At 43.8% G+C, this 19,565-nt stretch carries 20 protein-coding genes; 6 read left to right on the top strand and 14 right to left on the bottom strand.

The annotated features are described in order from the left end of the window. Positions 1-56: 56 nt before the first annotated feature. From AC1DM9_RS03755 to AC1DM9_RS03745, 3 genes are all read left to right on the top strand, one after another. Positions 57-1,676, top strand: a complete 1,620-nt coding sequence (locus AC1DM9_RS03755) for a copper amine oxidase N-terminal domain-containing protein (RefSeq protein ID WP_477578593.1) — start codon at positions 57-59, stop codon at positions 1,674-1,676. Positions 1,677-1,789: 113 nt separating this feature from the next. Then, positions 1,790-2,392, top strand: a complete 603-nt coding sequence (locus AC1DM9_RS03750; protein ID WP_477578591.1) for an RNA polymerase sigma factor — start codon at positions 1,790-1,792, stop codon at positions 2,390-2,392. Continuing rightward, complete coding sequence (locus AC1DM9_RS03745) at positions 2,364-3,182, top strand: anti-sigma factor (protein WP_477578589.1); 819 nt, start codon at positions 2,364-2,366, stop codon at positions 3,180-3,182. The genes AC1DM9_RS03750 and AC1DM9_RS03745 overlap by 29 nt, the downstream gene beginning before the upstream one ends. Positions 3,183-3,312: 130 nt before the next feature. On the opposite strand, the gene AC1DM9_RS03740 is transcribed toward AC1DM9_RS03745, so the two are convergent. The 7 genes from AC1DM9_RS03740 to AC1DM9_RS03710 all read right to left on the bottom strand — a co-directional run bounded on the left by AC1DM9_RS03740 (position 3,313) and on the right by AC1DM9_RS03710 (position 10,174). Continuing rightward, positions 3,313-4,926 carry a helix-turn-helix domain-containing protein gene (locus AC1DM9_RS03740; protein ID WP_477578587.1) on the bottom strand — a complete coding sequence of 538 codons (1,614 nt, stop codon included), beginning with the start codon at positions 4,924-4,926 and terminating at the stop codon, positions 3,313-3,315. A gap of 124 nt (positions 4,927-5,050) precedes the next feature. Beyond that, positions 5,051-6,085, bottom strand: a complete 1,035-nt coding sequence (locus AC1DM9_RS03735) for an ABC transporter substrate-binding protein (RefSeq protein WP_477578585.1) — start codon at positions 6,083-6,085, stop codon at positions 5,051-5,053. Positions 6,086-6,171: 86 nt separating this feature from the next. Then, complete coding sequence (locus tag AC1DM9_RS03730) at positions 6,172-6,321, bottom strand: hypothetical protein (RefSeq protein WP_477578583.1); 150 nt, start codon at positions 6,319-6,321, stop codon at positions 6,172-6,174. Between the two features lie 48 nt (positions 6,322-6,369). Further along, a complete protein-coding gene (gene bglS / locus AC1DM9_RS03725; protein ID WP_477578581.1) occupies positions 6,370-7,587 on the bottom strand; it encodes a beta-glucanase in 1,218 nt (405 codons plus the stop codon). A gap of 57 nt (positions 7,588-7,644) precedes the next feature. Continuing rightward, entirely contained in the window at positions 7,645-8,820 is a 1,176-nt protein-coding gene (locus tag AC1DM9_RS03720) for a family 16 glycosylhydrolase (protein ID WP_477578579.1), read from the bottom strand. A gap of 363 nt (positions 8,821-9,183) precedes the next feature. Next, positions 9,184-9,468 carry a hypothetical protein gene (locus AC1DM9_RS03715; RefSeq protein WP_477578577.1) on the bottom strand — a complete coding sequence of 95 codons (285 nt, stop codon included), beginning with the start codon at positions 9,466-9,468 and terminating at the stop codon, positions 9,184-9,186. A gap of 166 nt (positions 9,469-9,634) precedes the next feature. Continuing rightward, positions 9,635-10,174, bottom strand: coding sequence for an NADPH-dependent FMN reductase (locus tag AC1DM9_RS03710; protein WP_477578575.1), 540 nt, complete (start codon positions 10,172-10,174; stop codon positions 9,635-9,637). 204 nt (positions 10,175-10,378) lie between these two features. Here AC1DM9_RS03710 and AC1DM9_RS03705 point away from each other — a divergent pair, with 204 nt between their 5' ends. Then, entirely contained in the window at positions 10,379-11,377 is a 999-nt protein-coding gene (locus AC1DM9_RS03705) for an NAD(P)/FAD-dependent oxidoreductase (protein ID WP_477578573.1), read from the top strand. 39 nt (positions 11,378-11,416) lie between these two features. Here AC1DM9_RS03705 and AC1DM9_RS03700 read toward each other — a convergent pair whose 3' ends face one another. Then, positions 11,417-12,070: a helix-turn-helix transcriptional regulator gene (locus AC1DM9_RS03700; RefSeq protein WP_441876862.1), complete on the bottom strand. Its 654-nt coding sequence runs from the start codon at positions 12,068-12,070 to the stop codon at positions 11,417-11,419. A gap of 234 nt (positions 12,071-12,304) precedes the next feature. Between AC1DM9_RS03700 and AC1DM9_RS03695 the strand changes: the two genes are divergently transcribed. Both AC1DM9_RS03695 and AC1DM9_RS03690 read left to right on the top strand, forming a co-directional pair. Beyond that, positions 12,305-12,667: a HesB/IscA family protein gene (locus AC1DM9_RS03695; RefSeq protein WP_441876859.1), complete on the top strand. Its 363-nt coding sequence runs from the start codon at positions 12,305-12,307 to the stop codon at positions 12,665-12,667. 127 nt (positions 12,668-12,794) lie between these two features. After that, complete coding sequence (locus AC1DM9_RS03690) at positions 12,795-13,409, top strand: superoxide dismutase (protein ID WP_477578570.1); 615 nt, start codon at positions 12,795-12,797, stop codon at positions 13,407-13,409. 58 nt (positions 13,410-13,467) lie between these two features. Here AC1DM9_RS03690 and AC1DM9_RS03685 read toward each other — a convergent pair whose 3' ends face one another. The 6 genes from AC1DM9_RS03685 to AC1DM9_RS03660 all read right to left on the bottom strand — a co-directional run bounded on the left by AC1DM9_RS03685 (position 13,468) and on the right by AC1DM9_RS03660 (position 19,559). Continuing rightward, a complete protein-coding gene (locus AC1DM9_RS03685) occupies positions 13,468-14,241 on the bottom strand; it encodes a polysaccharide deacetylase family protein (RefSeq protein ID WP_477578568.1) in 774 nt (257 codons plus the stop codon). An 83-nt stretch (positions 14,242-14,324) separates the two neighbouring features. Further along, positions 14,325-15,026 carry a YhcN/YlaJ family sporulation lipoprotein gene (locus tag AC1DM9_RS03680; RefSeq protein ID WP_477578566.1) on the bottom strand — a complete coding sequence of 234 codons (702 nt, stop codon included), beginning with the start codon at positions 15,024-15,026 and terminating at the stop codon, positions 14,325-14,327. Between the two features lie 87 nt (positions 15,027-15,113). Continuing rightward, positions 15,114-15,974, bottom strand: a complete 861-nt coding sequence (locus AC1DM9_RS03675) for a polysaccharide deacetylase family protein (protein ID WP_477578564.1) — start codon at positions 15,972-15,974, stop codon at positions 15,114-15,116. Between the two features lie 226 nt (positions 15,975-16,200). Beyond that, entirely contained in the window at positions 16,201-17,091 is an 891-nt protein-coding gene (locus AC1DM9_RS03670) for a transglutaminase family protein (protein ID WP_076267615.1), read from the bottom strand. After that, complete coding sequence (locus tag AC1DM9_RS03665; protein WP_477578561.1) at positions 17,088-18,083, bottom strand: alpha-E domain-containing protein; 996 nt, start codon at positions 18,081-18,083, stop codon at positions 17,088-17,090. The genes AC1DM9_RS03670 and AC1DM9_RS03665 overlap by 4 nt, the downstream gene beginning before the upstream one ends. An 18-nt stretch (positions 18,084-18,101) precedes the next feature. Further along, the gene (locus tag AC1DM9_RS03660; RefSeq protein WP_477578559.1) at positions 18,102-19,559 is read right to left on the bottom strand and encodes a circularly permuted type 2 ATP-grasp protein; all 1,458 of its coding nucleotides are present in this window, start codon (positions 19,557-19,559) and stop codon (positions 18,102-18,104) included. Between the last annotated feature and the right edge of the window lie 6 nt (positions 19,560-19,565).

Genomic DNA, 19,565 nt, shown 5'->3' with positions numbered 1-19,565 from the left:
TCCGTTAGGCCTATTAGGAACGTAAAACAACCCCATATGAGGAGAGTGAATGATTTATGAAACTTAAAAGATTGATTGCCCCTGTACTTAGCTTATCATTATTAATCCCTGCGTTTTCTGGTGCGGCTAGCGTAAGTGCAGCGGAGCCGATGACGCCATCATCCGAAACGCCTGCTGTAGAGCTTCGGGCGACATTGGACTACTCGCTTTCGGAGCATTTCACACTCGCGGTGGATGCGATGATCAAGAAATACGACAGCTCGTTTGACGCCGCCGCGGCGCAAGCCGCTTTAGAGAAAAATGCAAAAGATATGATTCCAGCTATCACTTCCGTATATGGAGATGCCGGAGCGAAAGAGTTCGACCGCATTTTTAGCGGACATCTAAACTATACCAAAGATTATGTTACAGCTGTTAAAACGGGCAATGCCACTGATAAAGCGATGGTCGCGCAAGAAATTGAAGAGTTCGCAGTTGAACTCGGTAACTTCCTAAGGACTGCTACCGCAGGCAAGCTGCCTGCAACGGCAGCGCAAAACGTGCTTCGTACACATGAAAAGCAGGTGCAGCAGGTGTTCGACGATTATATCGCCGGCAACTACAAGAGCTCACTTGCCAAATATCGTGAAGGTTTAAGCTACATGTTCACGATAAGTGATGCATTGTCAGGTGCGATCGTCACTCAAATGCCTGAAAAGTTTAATGGTACAAGATCGGATACTCCGGCCGGCGATCTAAGATCAGCTCTAAACTATCTTGCAGCAGAACATTATGCCCTTGCTGTGTTCAGCATGCAAAAAGGTTCCGATAAATCTCCAGCCTACAGCGCGATTGTTGAAGCTGAAAACGCCAATACAGCAGGCTTGACAGCTGCCATCGCATCCGTTTATGGTGCAGCAGGAGGAGATGCCTTCAAGGCAATCTGGCTTGGTGACCATATTAACGCACAAGACGAAATCGTGAAGGCAGCTCTTGCCGGAGATACCGATGCAAGCGCCAAAGCTAGAGCTAAGCTAAGCAAATTTTCTGTAGACTTCGGTAATTTCCTTGGCGCTGCCACAGAAGGCAAGCTTCCCGCTTCGGCCGCAACGGCTGCTGTAGCAGAGCATGAAAGACTTGTACTTGAAGCATTTGATCTCTATAGAGCCAAAGATGCAAATGGCCTGTATGCCAGCTATGACAAAGGATACAGCCTCATGTTTGGAGTAGGCAAAGCACTGGGCGGTGCCATAGTGGCTCAGAAGCCGGAACTATTCAAAGTACAGCCTCCTGTAACAAAACCGGAAAACCCGAACAATGTTCAAACCATTTGGCTTCAAATCAATGGTTACACCGCTAAAGTTAACGGCAATCATGTGAAAATGGACGTTCCGCCAACCCTTAAGAACGGAACGACATTCGTATCGCTAAGAACATTGACTACGGCACTCGGCGCTGATTTGAAATGGAATCCCTCCACTAGCACGGTTGAAGTAAAAGTAGGTGACGACAAGGTTGTCTTCTGGCTTGGCAAAGATATGGCTAGTGTCAATGGAAAGAACGTCAAGCTCGATGCTTCCGTATTCGTTCACAAAGGACGCACACAAGTCCCTCTTCGGTTCATTGCGGAATTGCTAGGTTGGGACCTAAATTGGAACAAGGCTGACTGGTCAATCACATTGACTAAAGCCATGTAAATGTAAACCCATTCCGAAACTCGCAGCATACTTGTCCTGTTCTGGTAATTCTATACCGGAACAGGATTTTTATATTATAATGAGGGGGTGTGTAAAGGGGGAACAGCTCTAGTATGTCGGATGAACTGACGGATTTACAATTAATGAAGCGTATTGGCCGCAAAGATTCCAATGCTTTGCAGCTTATATACGAAAGATATGAGCGTCCCATGTACACATTCGCCTACCGAATCGTTAAAGATTCCATGCTGGCAGAAGAAATATTACAGGAGCTATTCTTGCGAATATGGAACGCAGCAGAGAAGTATGACGAAGATCAAGGTAAGCTATCCAGCTGGATGTTTACGTTAACTAGAAATATAGCGATAGATGGATTACGGCGAAGGCAAATTCGAACCTCGCAGCAGGTTGTTGAGACGGAGCAATTAAACCGAACGCCGGACGACTCGGCGGACACAGAGACTGCCGTGGAAACCAAGGTCATTGGCGAACAGGTTCGTGAGGCAATGCGGAATTTAAGCCAAGATCAGCATCAAGTTGTCGAACTTATTTATTTTGGCGGATATACGCAGCAGGAAGTGTCCGTGAACTGCGACATTCCGCTCGGAACGGTTAAAAGTAGGGTTAGGCTAGCCATGAAAGCACTGAAGTTGCAGCTTGAAGATATCGGAGAGGAGGGGCAAAGTTATGAAACAAGAAACAAATCTATGCGATGATGTGGAAATGTATGCGCTTGGCGGTCTTGATGAAGCGGAGGCTAAAGCTTTCGAACAGCATCTTAAATCTTGTGCGGCATGCACCGAGCAAGTCGCGGAGCTTAAAGAAATCGTCGATATGCTGCCGCTATCGTCCGAGCCAGTCGCCGTTCCTACAGGAATGAAGGATCGGATTCTCGGTTCTATTTTACAGTCACAAGAGACGGCTGCACAGCCATTTGAACAACCTAAGTCTGCTATTCCAACTCAAGAGCCCGAAAACGCAAAGCGCCCCCTCTCCGTAATTCAAGCCGACGCAAAGCGTCGAAACTACAATAGCTGGTTAAATATTGGGCTTGCGGCAGCGGTGCTTCTATTATGCGTGTATATTTTTACATTAAGAGATCAAGTGTCAGACCTCAGTAATGAGCTCACGCTCGCCCAGATGAATGAGCCTCCACAGGGCTTGCAGACGAATCAGGCTGTCAGCTTAAGCTCGGCGGCGCAAAATATTATTGCCCAAGGACTCGCTACCATCGTCATTGACAGCAAAGGAACACATTTGCTCGTGCAGGCCGAGAAGCTTCCGCAAATCAAGGAAAACGAAGCATTTCAGGTATGGCTGATGAAGAAAGGCCAGGACGTCGTAAACGTAGGAACCTTCTACCCGGTCGATGGAAAAGGCGGCTTGTATTTCACACTCGGCCAGAACTTGGAGGGTTACGATCAAATCGCGATTACCCAAGAACCAGATGCTTTCGGTAAATTGCCGCGAGGGACTGCCGTCTTGACTGCCGAGCTTCATCTATAAAACGAATAATTGAAAATAAGCCAGCTTATTGGACTCGTGTGAAGTCTTTAAGCTGGCTTATTTTTTTTCTTAAACACCGTTTTTTTGTACTTTTTATAATCGTTTCAGCCTCCTTCACGCTCTTCCTTATCTAGCCAAGCGCACGCAGGACATCATCGATTTTCAGGCTATGGGCGAGGACGCCGTAATTCATCCAGCTCAGAAAGTCAACCTCGAATACACGGTTATGACGTACTGCGGGAAGCGATTGCCAATGTGGCGTCGCGTAAAGCTTCCTTTTCTCTTGTTCTGAAATTTCAAAAGTGACGAACACATTATCGGCATCGATTTGCGCGAGCAATTCTGGTGTTAGCACGGTTGTCCTTGTGCTCTTTGTCAATTGCTTTACAAGCGGATGAGGCGTCATTCCCAGGTCACTATAGAGAACAGGCCCCGTGTATCCCTTATCCGGACCGCCGTACAGCAATATTCCATTGGCTTGAATTCGCAGAAAAACGGTGGTTTGATGATGAATCGGGCGAAGCTTTTTCCGAGCAGCTTCTGCTTTTTTTTCATACTTCGCTATAATATCAACGACCTTTACGTTTTTTCCTCTCCCAATTAGATCTGCCATGATTCGCAAAGTTTCCTGCCAATCTTCCCCCTCATTGGACATTTTGTAGAGCGGAGCCTGTTCCTCCAAGAGATGATGGTCCCATTTATCTGGAAAGCCATTGTCTACCAAAATAAAGTCCGGCTTTATCGGCAGCTGAGCAGCATATTTATCAGAAATCTCAATTGCGGGAATATGCTCAAGCCCCAAGTACGACTGTTTTCCCCAATTCGTTATGGAGCACTGCAGGATAGGCGTAACGCCAAGCGTTACCAGAAAATCTTCAAGAAACGGTGCGAATACACGAATCTCCTCTCGGTAATGTCTTCGGTATTGCCCTGGCGATATGCCGACCGTCTTCTTGAAGCGGCGGTTAAAATAAAACTCATCGCCAAATCCGGCGTTCTGTGCAATATCGGACAAACGATCATCGGTTGCTTGCAGCAGGTGCTTCGCTTGATTAATTCGAATGCCGGATAAGTACTGCAGCGGCACCTGACCCGTTATCTCTTTGAACAAACGCGAATAGTGTGTGCGGCCAACATCGGTCAAATTCGCCAGCTGGCCCACCGACCATTCGTTGCGATAGTCATGGTATAGCCGATCAATTGTAGCTTCAACCGCTTTCCGACTACTCTGGGCATGAGAAATGGTCAGATTGTGCTTGAGAATATGTCGGAGCAATTGTTGAAAACATATTTGTTGATCCAAATCGTCCAGCTCATCACTAGTGTCTGATAAGCTAAAGCTATGTAGCCTCTCAACCCACTCCAAGCATTGGGAAAATGGGTAGCACACCACTTCTCCTGTACATGGAAATGAAGTACTCCAATCGCTATCCGATGCGGCCCGAGCATCTTTTCCAATGTAAAGAATCTCAAAGCTTAGTTCATAATGAATGAGTCCGCTGCTGCCAACTTTATTTGTAATGGTTGCCCCTGGCTCGGAAATAAAACATTTGCCGCGCTCGAGCTGATAACCGCATCCATCAAGAACGAGGCGCCCTCCCCCGTCCATAATGACAAACAATCGATAGCAATCATTTTTTCTCGCTTTTTGTTGTTCATGAGGTTCAGATTCCTTATATTTCACTCCGGTTAAGCGATAGATTTTGCTTGGAGATGTATTCGTATTGGCGTTTGTCTCTTGCATAGATTCATAAGCCCTCCTTTCCGTGAGAATGATTATCAATAAAATCACTATAAACGATAAAGAAGAGCACTTCAACTGTTCGTTGAAATGCTCTTCCGATAAAATTGTAATCGCAGCGCGAATGTTACTTCAGCAGCACTTTTTCCAAATCTTTAATTTTGAGTTGGTTAGCCGTGAAAGCACCCGTCTGCCAATAGGTCCGATCCACTTGATAAACATTTCCTTTCTTTATGGCAGGGACGCTTTGCCAAATTGGACTATCGAATAGATTTTTAATGGATTCTTGATTTTCGGCCGATGACCAAGATCCATTTGAAGTTAAAATAATGATATGGTCCGCATTAAGATCAGGAAGCTTCTCCATGGAGATCGTTTCAATAAAGGCTTCCATATCCGCAACCATCTTTGGCGGAGTTAAGCCTAATTCTTTGTAAAGGATAGAACCAACAAATTTGTTCTTAATTCCAAGAAGATTGAGGTCAGTCTCGCCGATATTAAGTCGCAACACAGCAACTGATTCTTCTCCAATCGCGGCTTTCAGCTTGCTTTTTGTATCCGCGATTTGCTGCTCGTAGTCCTTCACCAGCTTCTCGGCTTTCTCTTGTTCACCAATTAGATCAGCAATCTTAAGAAGAACATCGGAGGAGCTGCTCATCAAAATGTCGTCAGGCATCCGAAAGGTTGGTGCTACCTTAGAGTATTTTTCATAGATCGCTTCATCTACAAAACCATCTGTAATAATAAGATCCGGTTCTGCATCCAGCAGTGCTTCAATGCTTCCTGTTATATCAAATGGAGGAACGTCTAAATTCAAATATTCCTGTTTGCCCCACATCGGATGGTACCACTGTACAACAGGCTCCACGCCAAGCGTGACTAAATAATCCTCCAAATAAATAGCAGCTATTCGCTTTGGTTTAACCGGAATTTCAACGTCACCAAAAAAATCCTTCACTACGCGTGTTTCATTCTCATTCGTTTTCACTTCTTTATCATTCTCTGCGGCTTTGTCTGTTTGCGTATTCACAGCATTTCCTTTGTTCGCTGCTTCTTTCTTCTCTTCTTGCGGTGTGCTGCATGCCGTGAGTGCCATGAAAACAATCAGTAGAGAAATGAGACCCCTTACGATAATGCTGCGTGAACCTGTATGCCGAAACATATTTTACCCACTCCTGTATATGTATTGTCGTAACGAAATGTTTTAATTGATTATCATTCTCATTTCGTTCATGAGCAATTATATCATTATGGTTTTGGGATACAATGTCCATTCTCATGCGAGTTTTTTATCCAAACATGAGATAACGAATACGATTTCTCGCTTGCCTCCAAGAAACTATCAAAGTCCGTCGCTCCATCTATGTAAAAGAGATCCGGCGATTGCCTTGAATCCATGAAAATGATCCTCCGCAACAGATTTCGTCACGGAGGATCATACTGCCATTAATTCAAATACAATCTATTTTGCGGGATGATTTGTTTCGCTTGAAGCGGACTCGACCAAGACAACTTAGCGATGGCGTCTTCCGTATTGTCGTAATATTCAAGCTTAATATCGTACTTCTGCCCCGCTGTTAATTGAATCGTTCCAGACCATTCCGTCGTAGCCTGATCCACCCACTTATTAATGATGAGCTGATTGTTCACCCAGAGCCGAACCCCATCATCGCTACTCGTATAAAAAGTATAGGTTCCTGTGTATTGAGGCTTCACTTTGCCCGTCCATCTTACGGAGAAGGTATCTGCATCCATACTGGTCATAGGAGCCCCTAAACCCCAATCGAAGTTCACGGTTGCATCGGTTCTAGTCGCTTTTAACGAGGTGAAATCCATGTTGTTGAAGTAATTGGCAGTAAGCCCCGTGCCTTCTGCTTCTCCCGGAGGAAGATCGCTTGCTGGCGTAAATTTGACCCAATCGTAATACGCCCGAATCGGCGTGCCTGGATAGACGAACGGCCCTGTCCAGACTTCAGCAGGCCCTGCGCCTGACCATAAATTGGCCATAATATGACCTGGACTTGTAGGAAGCGTACCACGCGAGCCGTTCTCCGTATGCACCAAATTACCATCAACGAACCACTTTATATACGTAGGAGACCATTCGAAGGCATAGTTATGGAAGGCCAAGGAAGAGTCGAATCCAAGATCGATAATCGTGCTATGCTGGCCTACGCCGTTTGTGAAGTAGTTCGCTTCCAGCTTAGTCGTATCCTTGCCTAATATTTCAATGTCAATTTCATCGTTTGACGTGTTTGTCGCTTGGCCCGAATACGTAAAGAGTGCTGTCACAAGCCCTGTACCCTTAGCCGCTTTAATGCGCGCTTCAACACGACCGTATCCATATTTCACATTCGTTGCATATTCGCCGGAAGCATAATTTTTGCCTGCGCAATTGGTAGGGCAACCCGTATTGTCCAAACGAAGCGCCATTATTCCATTACTAAACTCTTGATTCGCTGCCCGCCAGCCAACGCCAAAGTCCACTCCGTTGCCCCAGCCATCCGACGTATAGAACAAATTATTGTTAATCCCATTCAACGGTTCATCAAACGCAATATCAGCAGCAGATGTAACAGTCGGCATCATTAAAGAGAGAAGCAGCATACAGGATAAGAGCCATACCATCATTCTTTTTTTGCTATTGCTTGCCTTGTTCATCATTACACACCTCTTTCTCAGATTGGTATTGCGAAAAAAAGTGGTAAACAGGCTTTCAATTTACTCGTTTCCTCTGCTAATGCTTACTTTTCCATCCTTCCGAATGACGTCAGCACCGATCGCATCCGTTAAAACAAGCAGCGGTACGTATGCATGGCCATTATTCAGGATGACTGGATTTTTCATCATTGTTTTTATCCCATTAATAAAAGCAACGTTCGAATTCATCTTAAAGATCATTTCGGATTTGGACAATTTGTCATTGACGATGATTTCTTGTTTAGCTGCATTCCATTTCACTGTTGCATATAAGCTTTCCATAACAAAACGAAGCGGTGCCATTTCTGTTTGTCCGATTTTGAATACTTTTAGTTCTCGTGCATCTTCAACTAGCAGATCTACTGTTTTCCCTTGTTTTACAGGTGTTGAAGGATCTACATTAGTTTCAGGCTGCTGCTTTGGCAGCGTATAAGCGATTCGATCCACTTCAGCGATCTGGGTTTTACCTGGATACACATACTCGTTCGCCCAGCCATTGGTTTTGGTAGCCGGCCACATGTTCGCAATCATATAGCCAGGTGCTGAAGGGAGCTCTCCTCTCGAGCCGGTTTCCGTATGAACGAGCTTGCCGTCTACATACCACTTGATGGAATCCGGCGCCCATTCAAAGGTGTAATCATGGAAATCATCCGCTGCATCAAACCCTAGAGGAATGATCGTCGAATGCATGCCAACACCTTTTGTAAAATAATTCGTTTCGAACTGTGTCGTGTTTTTACCTAAAATCTCAATATCGATCTCGTCAGCCTTACCGTCTGAATCAGCGCCATAGGTGAAAAAACCGGTTACGACTCCATCGCCTTTAACCGCTTTCATTCGAACCTCAAACTTACCGTATCCGTAACGCTGTGTTGTAGAATATTCCCCTGAAGCATACGGTTTATCGGAGCATTGCGCTTTATCCTGTGCACACGGCTTGTTGTCAATCAATAATTTCAGTTTCCCGTCTTCAAAGATGACATGATCATCTCTCCAGCCGCTCAGAAAGGTTCCGCCATTGGACCATCCGTTGGAAGCATACCAGCGATCAGAATCCTTCTGGTCCAGCAAATCTATAAATGTTTTACCTAAAGCTTCTGGTGCTTCAGCTTCCTCTGCCATAGCAGCAACTGGCATTGCGCAGAGCATAATAGCGACTATGAATGTTAGCAGCAAGGATTTAAGATTTTGTTTCACAAATGAGCCTCCCATAATAAATTGTGCTTTTCTCCATTTTTAACCCATCTTAATTGCCGTTACCTGAGGCCCCACCTCCCAACGTAAAAGCTTAGTTTTACTTCGTTAAGTAGATGAAAAACATTCTTTACATTCGTGTCATTCCCACAGTTAGCATTTTGCAATAATAAGTTCTTTACGGTTAAATTTTACAAATAAAAAATATGCTTTTCTCCTCCTTAACGATTATAAAATGGCACTATCCAACTGTTATTTGGCATACGGCCAGCTGAAGCGCAGCTTTTAGGCATAAAAAAAACCGTTCGAGCGCTGAGCTCGACGGTTTAATATGCATATAGACTTTTACTAAGAGAACAAAATCATTCACTGCACACTTATTTCATTGCTGCTATCCTCTGCCTTATTAACAGGTAAAGCCATATAAATAGCAACAGCATAAAATATTATTCCTATAATCATGAACAAAATGCTGATAACATGAGGCGCTGTCATCATCGTCCCATCCATAGCTATTGCGAATTTACCGGGCGGATCACTCCATCCCGTCATTTTTCCAGCAAAATTAGCAATGGCTAGATATACAATACCAAATAGTAGAGTTCCAGATAGAAGGAATGTTGATCCCGCAATTAAACATATTTTTTTCATCTATGATACCCTCCCGATCTGTTATGAAAAAAAAAGAGAACCGCTCCAATCAAGCGAAGATCAGAATCAGCTCTTTTTTCATGTTACCATATATCGGAAGTTTATCCAAAGATCATTGATTATGAAGATTATGATTTATTCTTTTATAACAACGAGCTATTCTTGCTTAACCTTTTAGCCTGGTCTGCATAAATACTACTTCATCAGCTAACTTCTCGATACGCGCAATGATGTCCTCATTTGCTATTTGCTGCTGCTCATCAAAATGTTCATCATGAATATAAACATGCCCCGGGGCTACATAAGCTCTAAAATAACCAGCTATCGGCTTCAGTTGATTTTCAACTACGAGGTAATGATGACTGGTTCCTCCAGTAGCGATAAATCCCATTACTTTGTTCGATATTTTGGGAACGGGAACGAGATCAAATAGATTTTTTAATACGCCGGTAATCGACGACTGAAAAATCGGTGTGCCGATAATATAGAAATCAGCAGCTGTTACCTTCTCAATTACCTTTTGTGTATCTTCATTGTAGTCGGATATATTGCTTCCGTCGCAAAATTGTACGTTTTTGTAATGCCGCATATCCAGAAAATCGACTTCAATATCCGGATATTTGTTCCGGACAACGTCTAAGCTCGCATCTACAGCCGCAGCTGTTTTTGATCCCAAAATAGTACCTGAAATGCCCAACAATTTCATCCTTTTTCACGCTCCCGCAAATTTTATATTGATTTTTATTCCTTTTTTGATTAGACACTTTTTAAACTATAATGTATATTATATTGAGGTCATTTGTTCTTTGTCAATGACCATATCCACAGCGTTGACATGATCTAACAGATAAGATACATTTATTATATATTTTAATATACTATATATAAATAAAAAGGGAGAGAACCTTTCGTGAGCAATGAACAACCAGATCTATTTACAGATATAACGATTATTGGCGGCGGTCCAACAGGGATGTTCGCTGCGTTTTATGCTGGGATGCGGCATGCAAGAGTGAAAATTTTGGACAGTATGCCTCAGCTCGGCGGGCAGTTGGCCGCTCTATACCCTGAGAAATATATATATGATGTTGCTGGATTCCCTAAGGTGACAGCCCAGCAGCTTATTCATAATTTACAAGAACAAATGAATCATTTCCCTGTGCAGGTTTGCCTGGAAGAGAAGGTTCAGCAGGTGATTAAGAAGGACGAGCATCATTTTGAAATCGTAACCGATAAAGGAATACACTATAGTAAATCTGTCATTATTACCGGCGGCATAGGCGCATTTGAGCCGCGTCGATTAGAGCTTCCAGAAGCCAAACCTTTCGAAAACACAAACTTGCAGTATTTTATAAGCGACTTGAATCAGTATAGCGGCAAAAGGGTAATCATTAACGGAGGCGGCGATTCCGCGGTCGACTGGGCGCTTATGCTTGAACCGATTGCTGAAGAGGTTACGCTCATTCATAGGCGGGACAAGTTCCGCGCTCACGAGCACAGCGTCGAAAATCTTCTAAAATCGAAAGTGAATGTCATTACACCAGCGGAGATTACGGAGCTGCACGGGGATGAACAGATCGAGAAAATAACGATTACGTTTGGCAAAACAGGAGAAACACGCGAACTCGCATGCGACGCGCTCATCGTTAATTTTGGTTTTGTTTCCTCGCTTGGTCCCATTTTGGAATGGGGATTAGAAGTGGAGAACGGCTCTATCGTCGTTGATACTCGAATGGAAACGAATATTAAAGGGATCTTTGCAGCTGGAGACATTACAAGCTATCCCGGCAAAATAAAGCTTATTGCAGTTGGTTTCGGAGAAGCTCCTACTGCCATTAATAACGCTAAGGTTTATTTGGACCCTACCGCTAAACTCTCGCCCGGCCACAGCAGTAATCTGAAGCTTTAACCACAGAAAAAACAAGAACAGTGAGATATAAATGCTACCTCACTGTTCTTGTTTTTGTCTCTTTTTTATGGAATAGGTACATCTTTGTCCGCCTTTGGCAAGACACTCGGATCTCGAAACCTCTACATCGCCCAGCATCGTTTCAAAGAGCTTCAATTCACATTGGCAGGCATGCTGATATTTGGTCGCTACTTGCTCAATTGGACAATTATTTTCTTTCAAAATAAATTGTTCGTTGTTGATCTTTTCCCATTCCACCATATATCCATTCTCGTTCTGAATTTCTGCGAGTGCCTTCACTCTATCCTCAAGCTCTTTGCTTTGCATGCTCGATTCGTATTTTTTAGTCATTTTGTTTTTGCGGCCTTCAAATAACGACTCTACCGCCGACGAGCCAAGCTGATCGGTAAGCTCATCCAATAATTCAAGCGTTAAGGTATGATATTTGCGCGGGAAAAATCCGTCTGCTTGCTCCGTTAAACAATAAACCGCTGTTGGTCTGCCCATCGCTTGTCTGATGGTCTTCGATGAGATAAGATTATCTCTCTCCAGCGATTGAATATGACGTCTAACCGCCATTACCGTAATTCCCAGCTCTTCCGTAAGGTCCTTTGTACTTAAATTACCCTTCGTCTTCAGCAGTTGAAGAATATATTCTCTTGTAGAAAGCTGTCCTTGATCTATGTTGGTCATTCCTAATCACCTTCCGATAATTGTCATATGAAATATTTCATGTCTGAAATGAATACTGCAATAATAACATTTTCTAAAATCAATGTCTCCACTCTGCAATAATTCATCCTGCTATTCATCTTCATTTATCGGAATGGATCATCAAAATTAGATTTGATCTTTTATATACTATTATATATAATAAATTTAATAATTCAACTCCATCCTTTTTTCCAATTCTAAGCGAGGTGCATAATGATGATAGAAATAAGCGAAAAAGCAGAGTCCATTATTAATCAGATGGTTATCGATTCAGGAAATGATCGTACGTTTTTGCGAGTAGGCGTTGAAGATGGCGGCTGCAGCGGATTATCCTATAACATCAAATTGGATGATACCATTACAAACGATGACCGCTCCTTGCAAACGGATCATATCAACGTGGTGTGGAACACTCAGAGCGAGCCTTATTTGGCGGGGGTGAAAATTGATTATGTGGAGCAAGGCATGACTGGCGGCTTCACGATTGATAATCCCAATGCTAAAGCAACCTGCGGCTGCGGAGCTAGCTTTCGTACGGCGACCTTCAAAGGCAAACGCGAAAAATGCGATGAATAACCCTCTCCTCCCATTCGGAACGAGGCATTTTTTTACCACACTTATTATACATTTATATTGACTAAGTATGAAATATCAATTAAGCTGTAAGTATAACTTACCAAATCAACTTATGGAGGAATGAACCATGTCACATCAATTACCTGAACTGCCTTATGCAAACAATGCTTTGGAACCGCATATCGACGAGCAAACGATGATGATTCATCATGACCGCCATCATAATACGTATGTAACAAACTTAAACGCCGCTTTGGCGAACTATCCTGAGCTACAGCAAAAAAGCTTAAATGAGCTGCTTCAAGATTTAAAAAGCGTCCCTTTAGATATTCGGACAGCCGTACAGAACAATGGAGGCGGACACGCCAACCACTCTTTATTTTGGGAATCGATTGGACCGAGTGGAGGAGGATTGCCTGCTGGTCATTTGGCAGATGCTATCGATAAAGAATTAGGCGGCTTCGACTCGTTTAAGGAGCAGTTTACGAAAGCAGCTACAACTCGTTTCGGCAGCGGGTGGGCGTGGTTAAGCGTAGATCATAAAGGCCATTTGTTCGTTTCGAGCACGCCTAATCAAGATAGTCCGCTTATGGATAATCTGACTCCTATTTTAGGACTTGATGTTTGGGAGCATGCTTATTATCTGAACTACCAAAACAAACGCCCTGATTATATTTCGGCATTCTGGAATATCGTGTTGTGGGATGTTGTAGCAGAACGATACGAAGCGGCTATCAATTAAGATGACAACGGATTATAAAAAGCTAGGCTGCTGCATGGCAACCTAGCTTTTGTCATGCTTATGGCGACTCCAAAATGCTGCCGTCACTGCCGTCGTCAACCTTCGATTCTACGCTTGTCATTGATTTCATTAACTCCGTTACGGTCACGAATTGAAAACCCCGTTTATCCAGCTCGTACAGTATCGTCTCCAAGGCTTTGACTGTCTGCTGAGAACCAGGAATGTAATCATGCAGCAATACAATGTCTCCGTTTCTTGCGTTATTCAAAACTTTGTTTACAATTTTGTTCACGCCAGGGCTTCGCCAATCATTTGTGTCTTGATGCCATGACCACAAAATCGTTGTGTAACCTAATGTTTTCGCAACCTGAATTGAACTTTCATTGTAATAGCCTCCGGGCGGGCGAAATAAAAGCGGCTTTTTCCCCGTCAAGGCTTCTAACGCATTTTCAGTTTTTACAATCTCATCTCGAATAGTCGCTTGGCTTATCGATTTCAAGAAGTAAACATGATTGAACGTATGATTGGCTACCTCATGCCCTTCTGCAATTTCTCGCTTAATTGTTTCCGGGTAAAGCTTCACCTTGTTGCCCAGTACAAAAAACGTTGCTTTCGCATTGTATTTCTGCAGCAAATCGAGAATAACTTCCGTTGTTTTCGGATATGGCCCATCGTCAAAGGTTAAAGCAATTTTCTTATCCTCCGTAGGAACCTCCCACACAATTTCCCCCCGCTTCTCATAAAAAAAACGGTCCTTCTTAATTGGTGCTGAGAAACCTACCAAAAAAACGAACATGAGCAGCAATAGCAGGCCACGCTTACTAATGGACAACGGTTTTCCTCCTAGCGGCTTATCGATATGTATGACGAGATGGATTCGGCAGCTCCATAAGGAGCTGCCGATATCAAGTCTTATTAACGGAGAGGAGCGGTTATTGCATTGCCAATATCGCGAATCATGATGGTCACGTCATTCGCTAACGTCTTCAATGGATGACCATTAGTCATGCTCGTGTTCATCGTTTGTATTTTCTTATGCATACCTTGATCGGATGTCACATGAATGTTGTACTCAGGGTATTGCCCTTTTAAGGCAGCATGCACTTGTTTCTCAATAATGGCTTTTTTGCCGATGTTATCAACATCTAGGCCTACGATTGCATCTTTATTATGAATGACGACTGTTGCTTTTTTCACACCGCTAACTTGCTTAGCACGGTTCGCTAATTGACCAGCGCTTTTATTATGATCCATTCCGAGGCGATGTACCGTTCCATCGGTGCCATTCATACGATTTGTTCCATTGAGACTGTTGGTTCCATTCATTCCATCACCGTCAATACCATAGGTGCGATTAGCACTATAAGGATTGGCGCTGTATGAATTGTTATTATTCACTAAAGGATCGACACCATATGCTCTATTATCCAAATTGTTATATCTTCTATCCGTCATATTAGTGCCGTGAGGAACCATTTTTGATTCAATACGATTCATGTCGTTTTTAACTCTCATTGATTTTTGGTTCACCGTATGGTTTTGACCACATGCCGATATCGAAAATCCAATAGCAAGCACCATAACTGAAGTAAGAACCGGTTTTAAATTTTTTTTCACTACATAACACCTCCTGTTTAATGATAATAAGTTGTGCTAAATGTGATCATTCATACATGGAAAAAATATTTCAAGCAAATACGGCATTTAAGATAACCTTTTTATTCGTTTATATAGCACCTCAGGCGTAATATCGGGACTGCCTGCATTAATGCGCGGTATTTCCAATTTATTAATCCCTTTTTTGGCCAAGCCAGGTTTTGTTGTATAGCCATAACTAACGCCTGCCCCCAGCATCGTTGGAAACAAAGTCTTAGAATAGATGCCAAAAGGATAGCTGATCGAATCCGGATTTTTCACTCCTGCTTTTTTCAGCAGATTCACGCATGTTTGAGTGTCCTGCTTAACGCGTGACTTATGAAGCTCTAGTGCATTTTTCCCGCCGGCTTTTTTATTTACATAAGTTAATGCGCTTTTCTCCCCAACCTTCTGATGCAATTGATTGGTATGGCATTGAAAATCGATACTTGTTGATTTGGCCATCATTTGTTTTAATTGCGCGTAAGACAAATGCGGTATCGTCTTAGATGGCTTCTCTAAATAGCTTGTAATCGTAAAATTAACTGCTGGAATGGATAATTCTTTTAGAATCGGATAAGCCACTTTGTAAAAACTTTCATATCCGTCATCAAATGTGATCAATATGGCATTGCTCGGTACGGCGCCGCCAGCCAAAAAATGACGAAAGTCCTCCAGTCTAATGAACTGGTAGCCCTTGCTCCTTAAATAAATTAGCTGATCCCGAAAGAGCATCGATGAAATCGTCGAAGAGCTTGAATCTTTATCGTGAACATGATGATACATTAGAACAGCGACTTTATCCTTATACACACCAGATGAGCTCTTTGCCGAAACAGAGGAGGAACTTATAAGTATTAGAAAAGCCAGACTCAGCATGAAGGTCATTCGAAAAATGATGTTCATTTTGTCGATTTGCTCCTTTCTCATGAACTCAGCTGTTCTCAAATTTTTGCTATATCCTCTGAAGGGTCATAGTCATAAGGTCTGCAAAGCACCAGCAATCATACATGGTAAAAGTAGCTTCCATTCCTTAAAATAACAGGCTTCCAATCCTCCCAAGCAGGGATGGTTTTTTTTTGCACGCAAAAAAGGAACAGTATCCGCATTCTACATAAGCGGTTAACTGTTCCCTCTATATTTGATTTTCCATCGTTTAATCCTCAACATTTCTTACATCTACAGATACATGCAATATTTGCTCGCCCGTGCCTCTATATACACCTTTAACCGGCACAATATCTTTATAATCCCGTCCGTGCCCAAGCTTTACATAACGCTCTCCAACAGGATCAACGTTAGTTGGATCAAAGCTGCACCAGCCGAGTCCGGGTACAAACGCTTCAACCCAAGCATGCGAAGCTTGCTCGAAATCAGCGCTTCCTCCCTGCAAATCACCAACAAAGTGATAGCCGCTTACGTATCTGGCTGGAATGCCAAAAGCTCTGCAGCTTGCGATCATTAAATGCGCAAAATCCTGACATACGCCGCGTTTGCTCAAAAACATATCCGATGTTTTCGTCTTTACATCTGTCGCTTCAGGATCATAAATGAACTCGCTCCTAATCTTTGTAGACAGCGCACTTAGCCAATCGAGAACGCTGGCTTGACTGCTCGAGCTTGCGCTCAAAATTTCACCAGCAAATTGCTCCACCTCAGACGTAACAGCTGTATATTCGGTCGTAAGCAAAAACTCGGTGAAACGGTTGGCAGCTTCATCTGTTCTTAACCAGTTCCATGCCTGCTCTGGCGGCCGCTTGCTTAAGTATTGTTCACGTTCCTCCGACGTTGGCGCCTGCTTCGTAACAACGGTCATAGATGTTCGAATGGTAAGCCGCTTATGGGGACCATTAACCGAGAACGCATGAACACGATTGCCAAAATAGTCCTCATAGGTGAACAAAGAAGCATTCGGTTCAATCGAAATCGCTTGCTGATAACAGGACTGTCTTTCATTAGTGCTGGGCGTTAATCTAATTTCATTGACACTGTCCGTCACTGACTCTGCATACTCGTACTGCGTGACATGTGAAATACTGAGCTTCATGCGCTTGCCTCCCCCATACGAAAAAAGGTTTTGGCAAAAGCCATCCCAAGCTGCTGACAAGCATCCAGCAAATGAGCAACGATCGTTCCATTCCGATCAATGACCATATCCTCTCGCTCAAGACACGCCAAATCCGCTTTCACCTTGCTCACTTGGCGGATTACTTTCTCATGTGCGGTGCGAAGCTGTTTATCCTGCAATTCAATATGCCGCATATGTTCATCAAGGGTATGCAGTGCAAAATGAAGAGACCGCGGAAACACGCCATTAAGAACAACAAATTCAACGATCGACTCCACAGAGATGCCATCAGCATAATAACGACGAAACGCTTGATAGCCGCTAACCGAGCGCAGTACGGCCTGCAAATAAGGATATGCCCTTGCATTGTCCCAATCCTCGCCGCTAGCTGCGTTGCCCACTGCCTTAATGATGCGCAGCGTATTCTCAGAGCGCTCCAAGTATCGCCCGCATTCAATGAAATGCCATTCATTTTCCCTTGGCATGACGGATTGGCTGACCCCTTGAAATAGCGCCGTCCATTCCTTGATTTTTCCGAAAAACAAATGTGGAGATTCACGCAGCAAATCATCAGGCTGCTTCTCCCGCAGCCACAAATAAAAAGCATTTGTTGCATCCCACATTTCACTTGGCACCTTCTCGCGCAATGTACGAAGATTGCCGCGAGCATGACTGACGCAGGAAACCAAAGAGTTCGGATTATCACGATCAAGCGTCGTGTAGAACAGAACATCACGTTCATTGTAGCTGCTATATTGCTGTTCATAAGCTTCTCGGCTGCCAAGAGCATCGACGATTCTTGCCCATTTTGAATAAGACACCATCTCGTCGCCCTCCAGCTTTCCTTTTAGGCTTGGCGTGTCGTCGTCAACCTGCAGGTGGTAATGAACATCAATTAATCTTGCATGATTCTCAGCACGCTCCATGTAGCGGCCTATCCAAAACAACGCTTCTGCATTCCGGTTCAGCATAGCAATCCCTCCTGTTAATTATCGTTTTAGGACCCACGTATCCTTGACTCCGCCGCCCTGAGAAGAGTTGACTACAAGTGAACCTTCCTTCATCGCAACACGTGTTAAACCGCCCGGAATAACATGAGTCTCTTCACCCATCAAAGCAAATGCGCGCAAATCAATATGCCGGGGCGTCATGCCGCCATCAACCATAACCGGCGCTCGCGAGAGCTTCATCGTCGTCTGGGCGATGTATCGCTCAGGTTCCCGCTTAATAGCTTCAGCAAAAGCATGAATCTCGGGCAGGGAAGCGCTTGGACCAATCAACATGCCATAGCCCCCCGAAAGCGATGTCTCCTTCACGACGAGCTGATCCAAGTGATCCAGCACATAATCACGTTCCTCCTTGCGCGTTAAAATGTACGTTGGAACGTTATGCAAAAGAGGCTCTTCTCCCAAATAGTAACGAATCATGTCTGGAACATACGCGTAAACGGCTTTATCGTCCGCCACGCCTGTTCCCGGCGCATTAGCGATCGCTACATTTCCGGCACGATAAGCGTTCATGAGTCCAGGTACACCAAGGAAGGAATCCGGCTGAAAGGCAAGCGGATCAAGAAAATCATCATCAATGCGTCGATAAATAACATCCACTTGACGAAGTCCGCGCAAATCACGCAAATAAATTTTGTGGTCTTTGTATACGAGGTCCCTGCCTTCAACGAGGTGAATGCCCATCTGCTGCGCCAAAAAGGTATGTTCATAATAAGCTGAATTATAAGCACCAGGAGTGAGCAGCACGATCAAGGGGTCGCGTTTGCCGCTTGGAGAAAGCGCGCGAAGTGAGCTTAGAAAACAATTTAAGCTGCGGTCAATACTTTGTACTGAGCTTGATAAATACAAATCATGAAATAGCTCATTCATTAACGTTCTGCCTTTAAACAAATAAGAAAAGCCTGATGGAGAACGCAAATTATCCTCCAGCACATAATATCGGCCTTTCTCATCACGAATCAAATCAATGCCCGATGCTGTAATATATACACCGCCTGGAACATGTAGACCAGCCATTTCAGGCCGAAAATAAGTATTTGAAACAATCATTCTACGAGGAATGATACCGTCTGCTACAATTTTTTGTCCGTGATATACATCATGAAGGAATGCATTCAAAGCTTTGATTCGCTGCCTTACTCCTCGGTCAACGCCATCCCATTCATGCTTCGGTATGACGCGAGGGATATAATCGAACGGAATCGTTCGCTCAAGCGGCTCATTTTGCGCACCGCTGTACAGCGTGAAGGTAATGCCCTCCTCCATCATTCTTTGATTAATCGCGTTTTGCCGGACTGCAAGCTCAGTTGGATTCATTCTTCCGAATAATCGATGAACGCTTTCGTAGTGGTCACGAACAGAAAAGTCCTTATCGAACATTTCATCGTAAAAGGTCTGAGCATCGTAATATTGCGATTGCGACTGTTTGGCCGTCGACATGACAAC

The organism is Paenibacillus sp. 01T431 (assembly GCF_056398625.1).
This window is presented reverse-complemented; position numbering and strand designations above follow the sequence as displayed.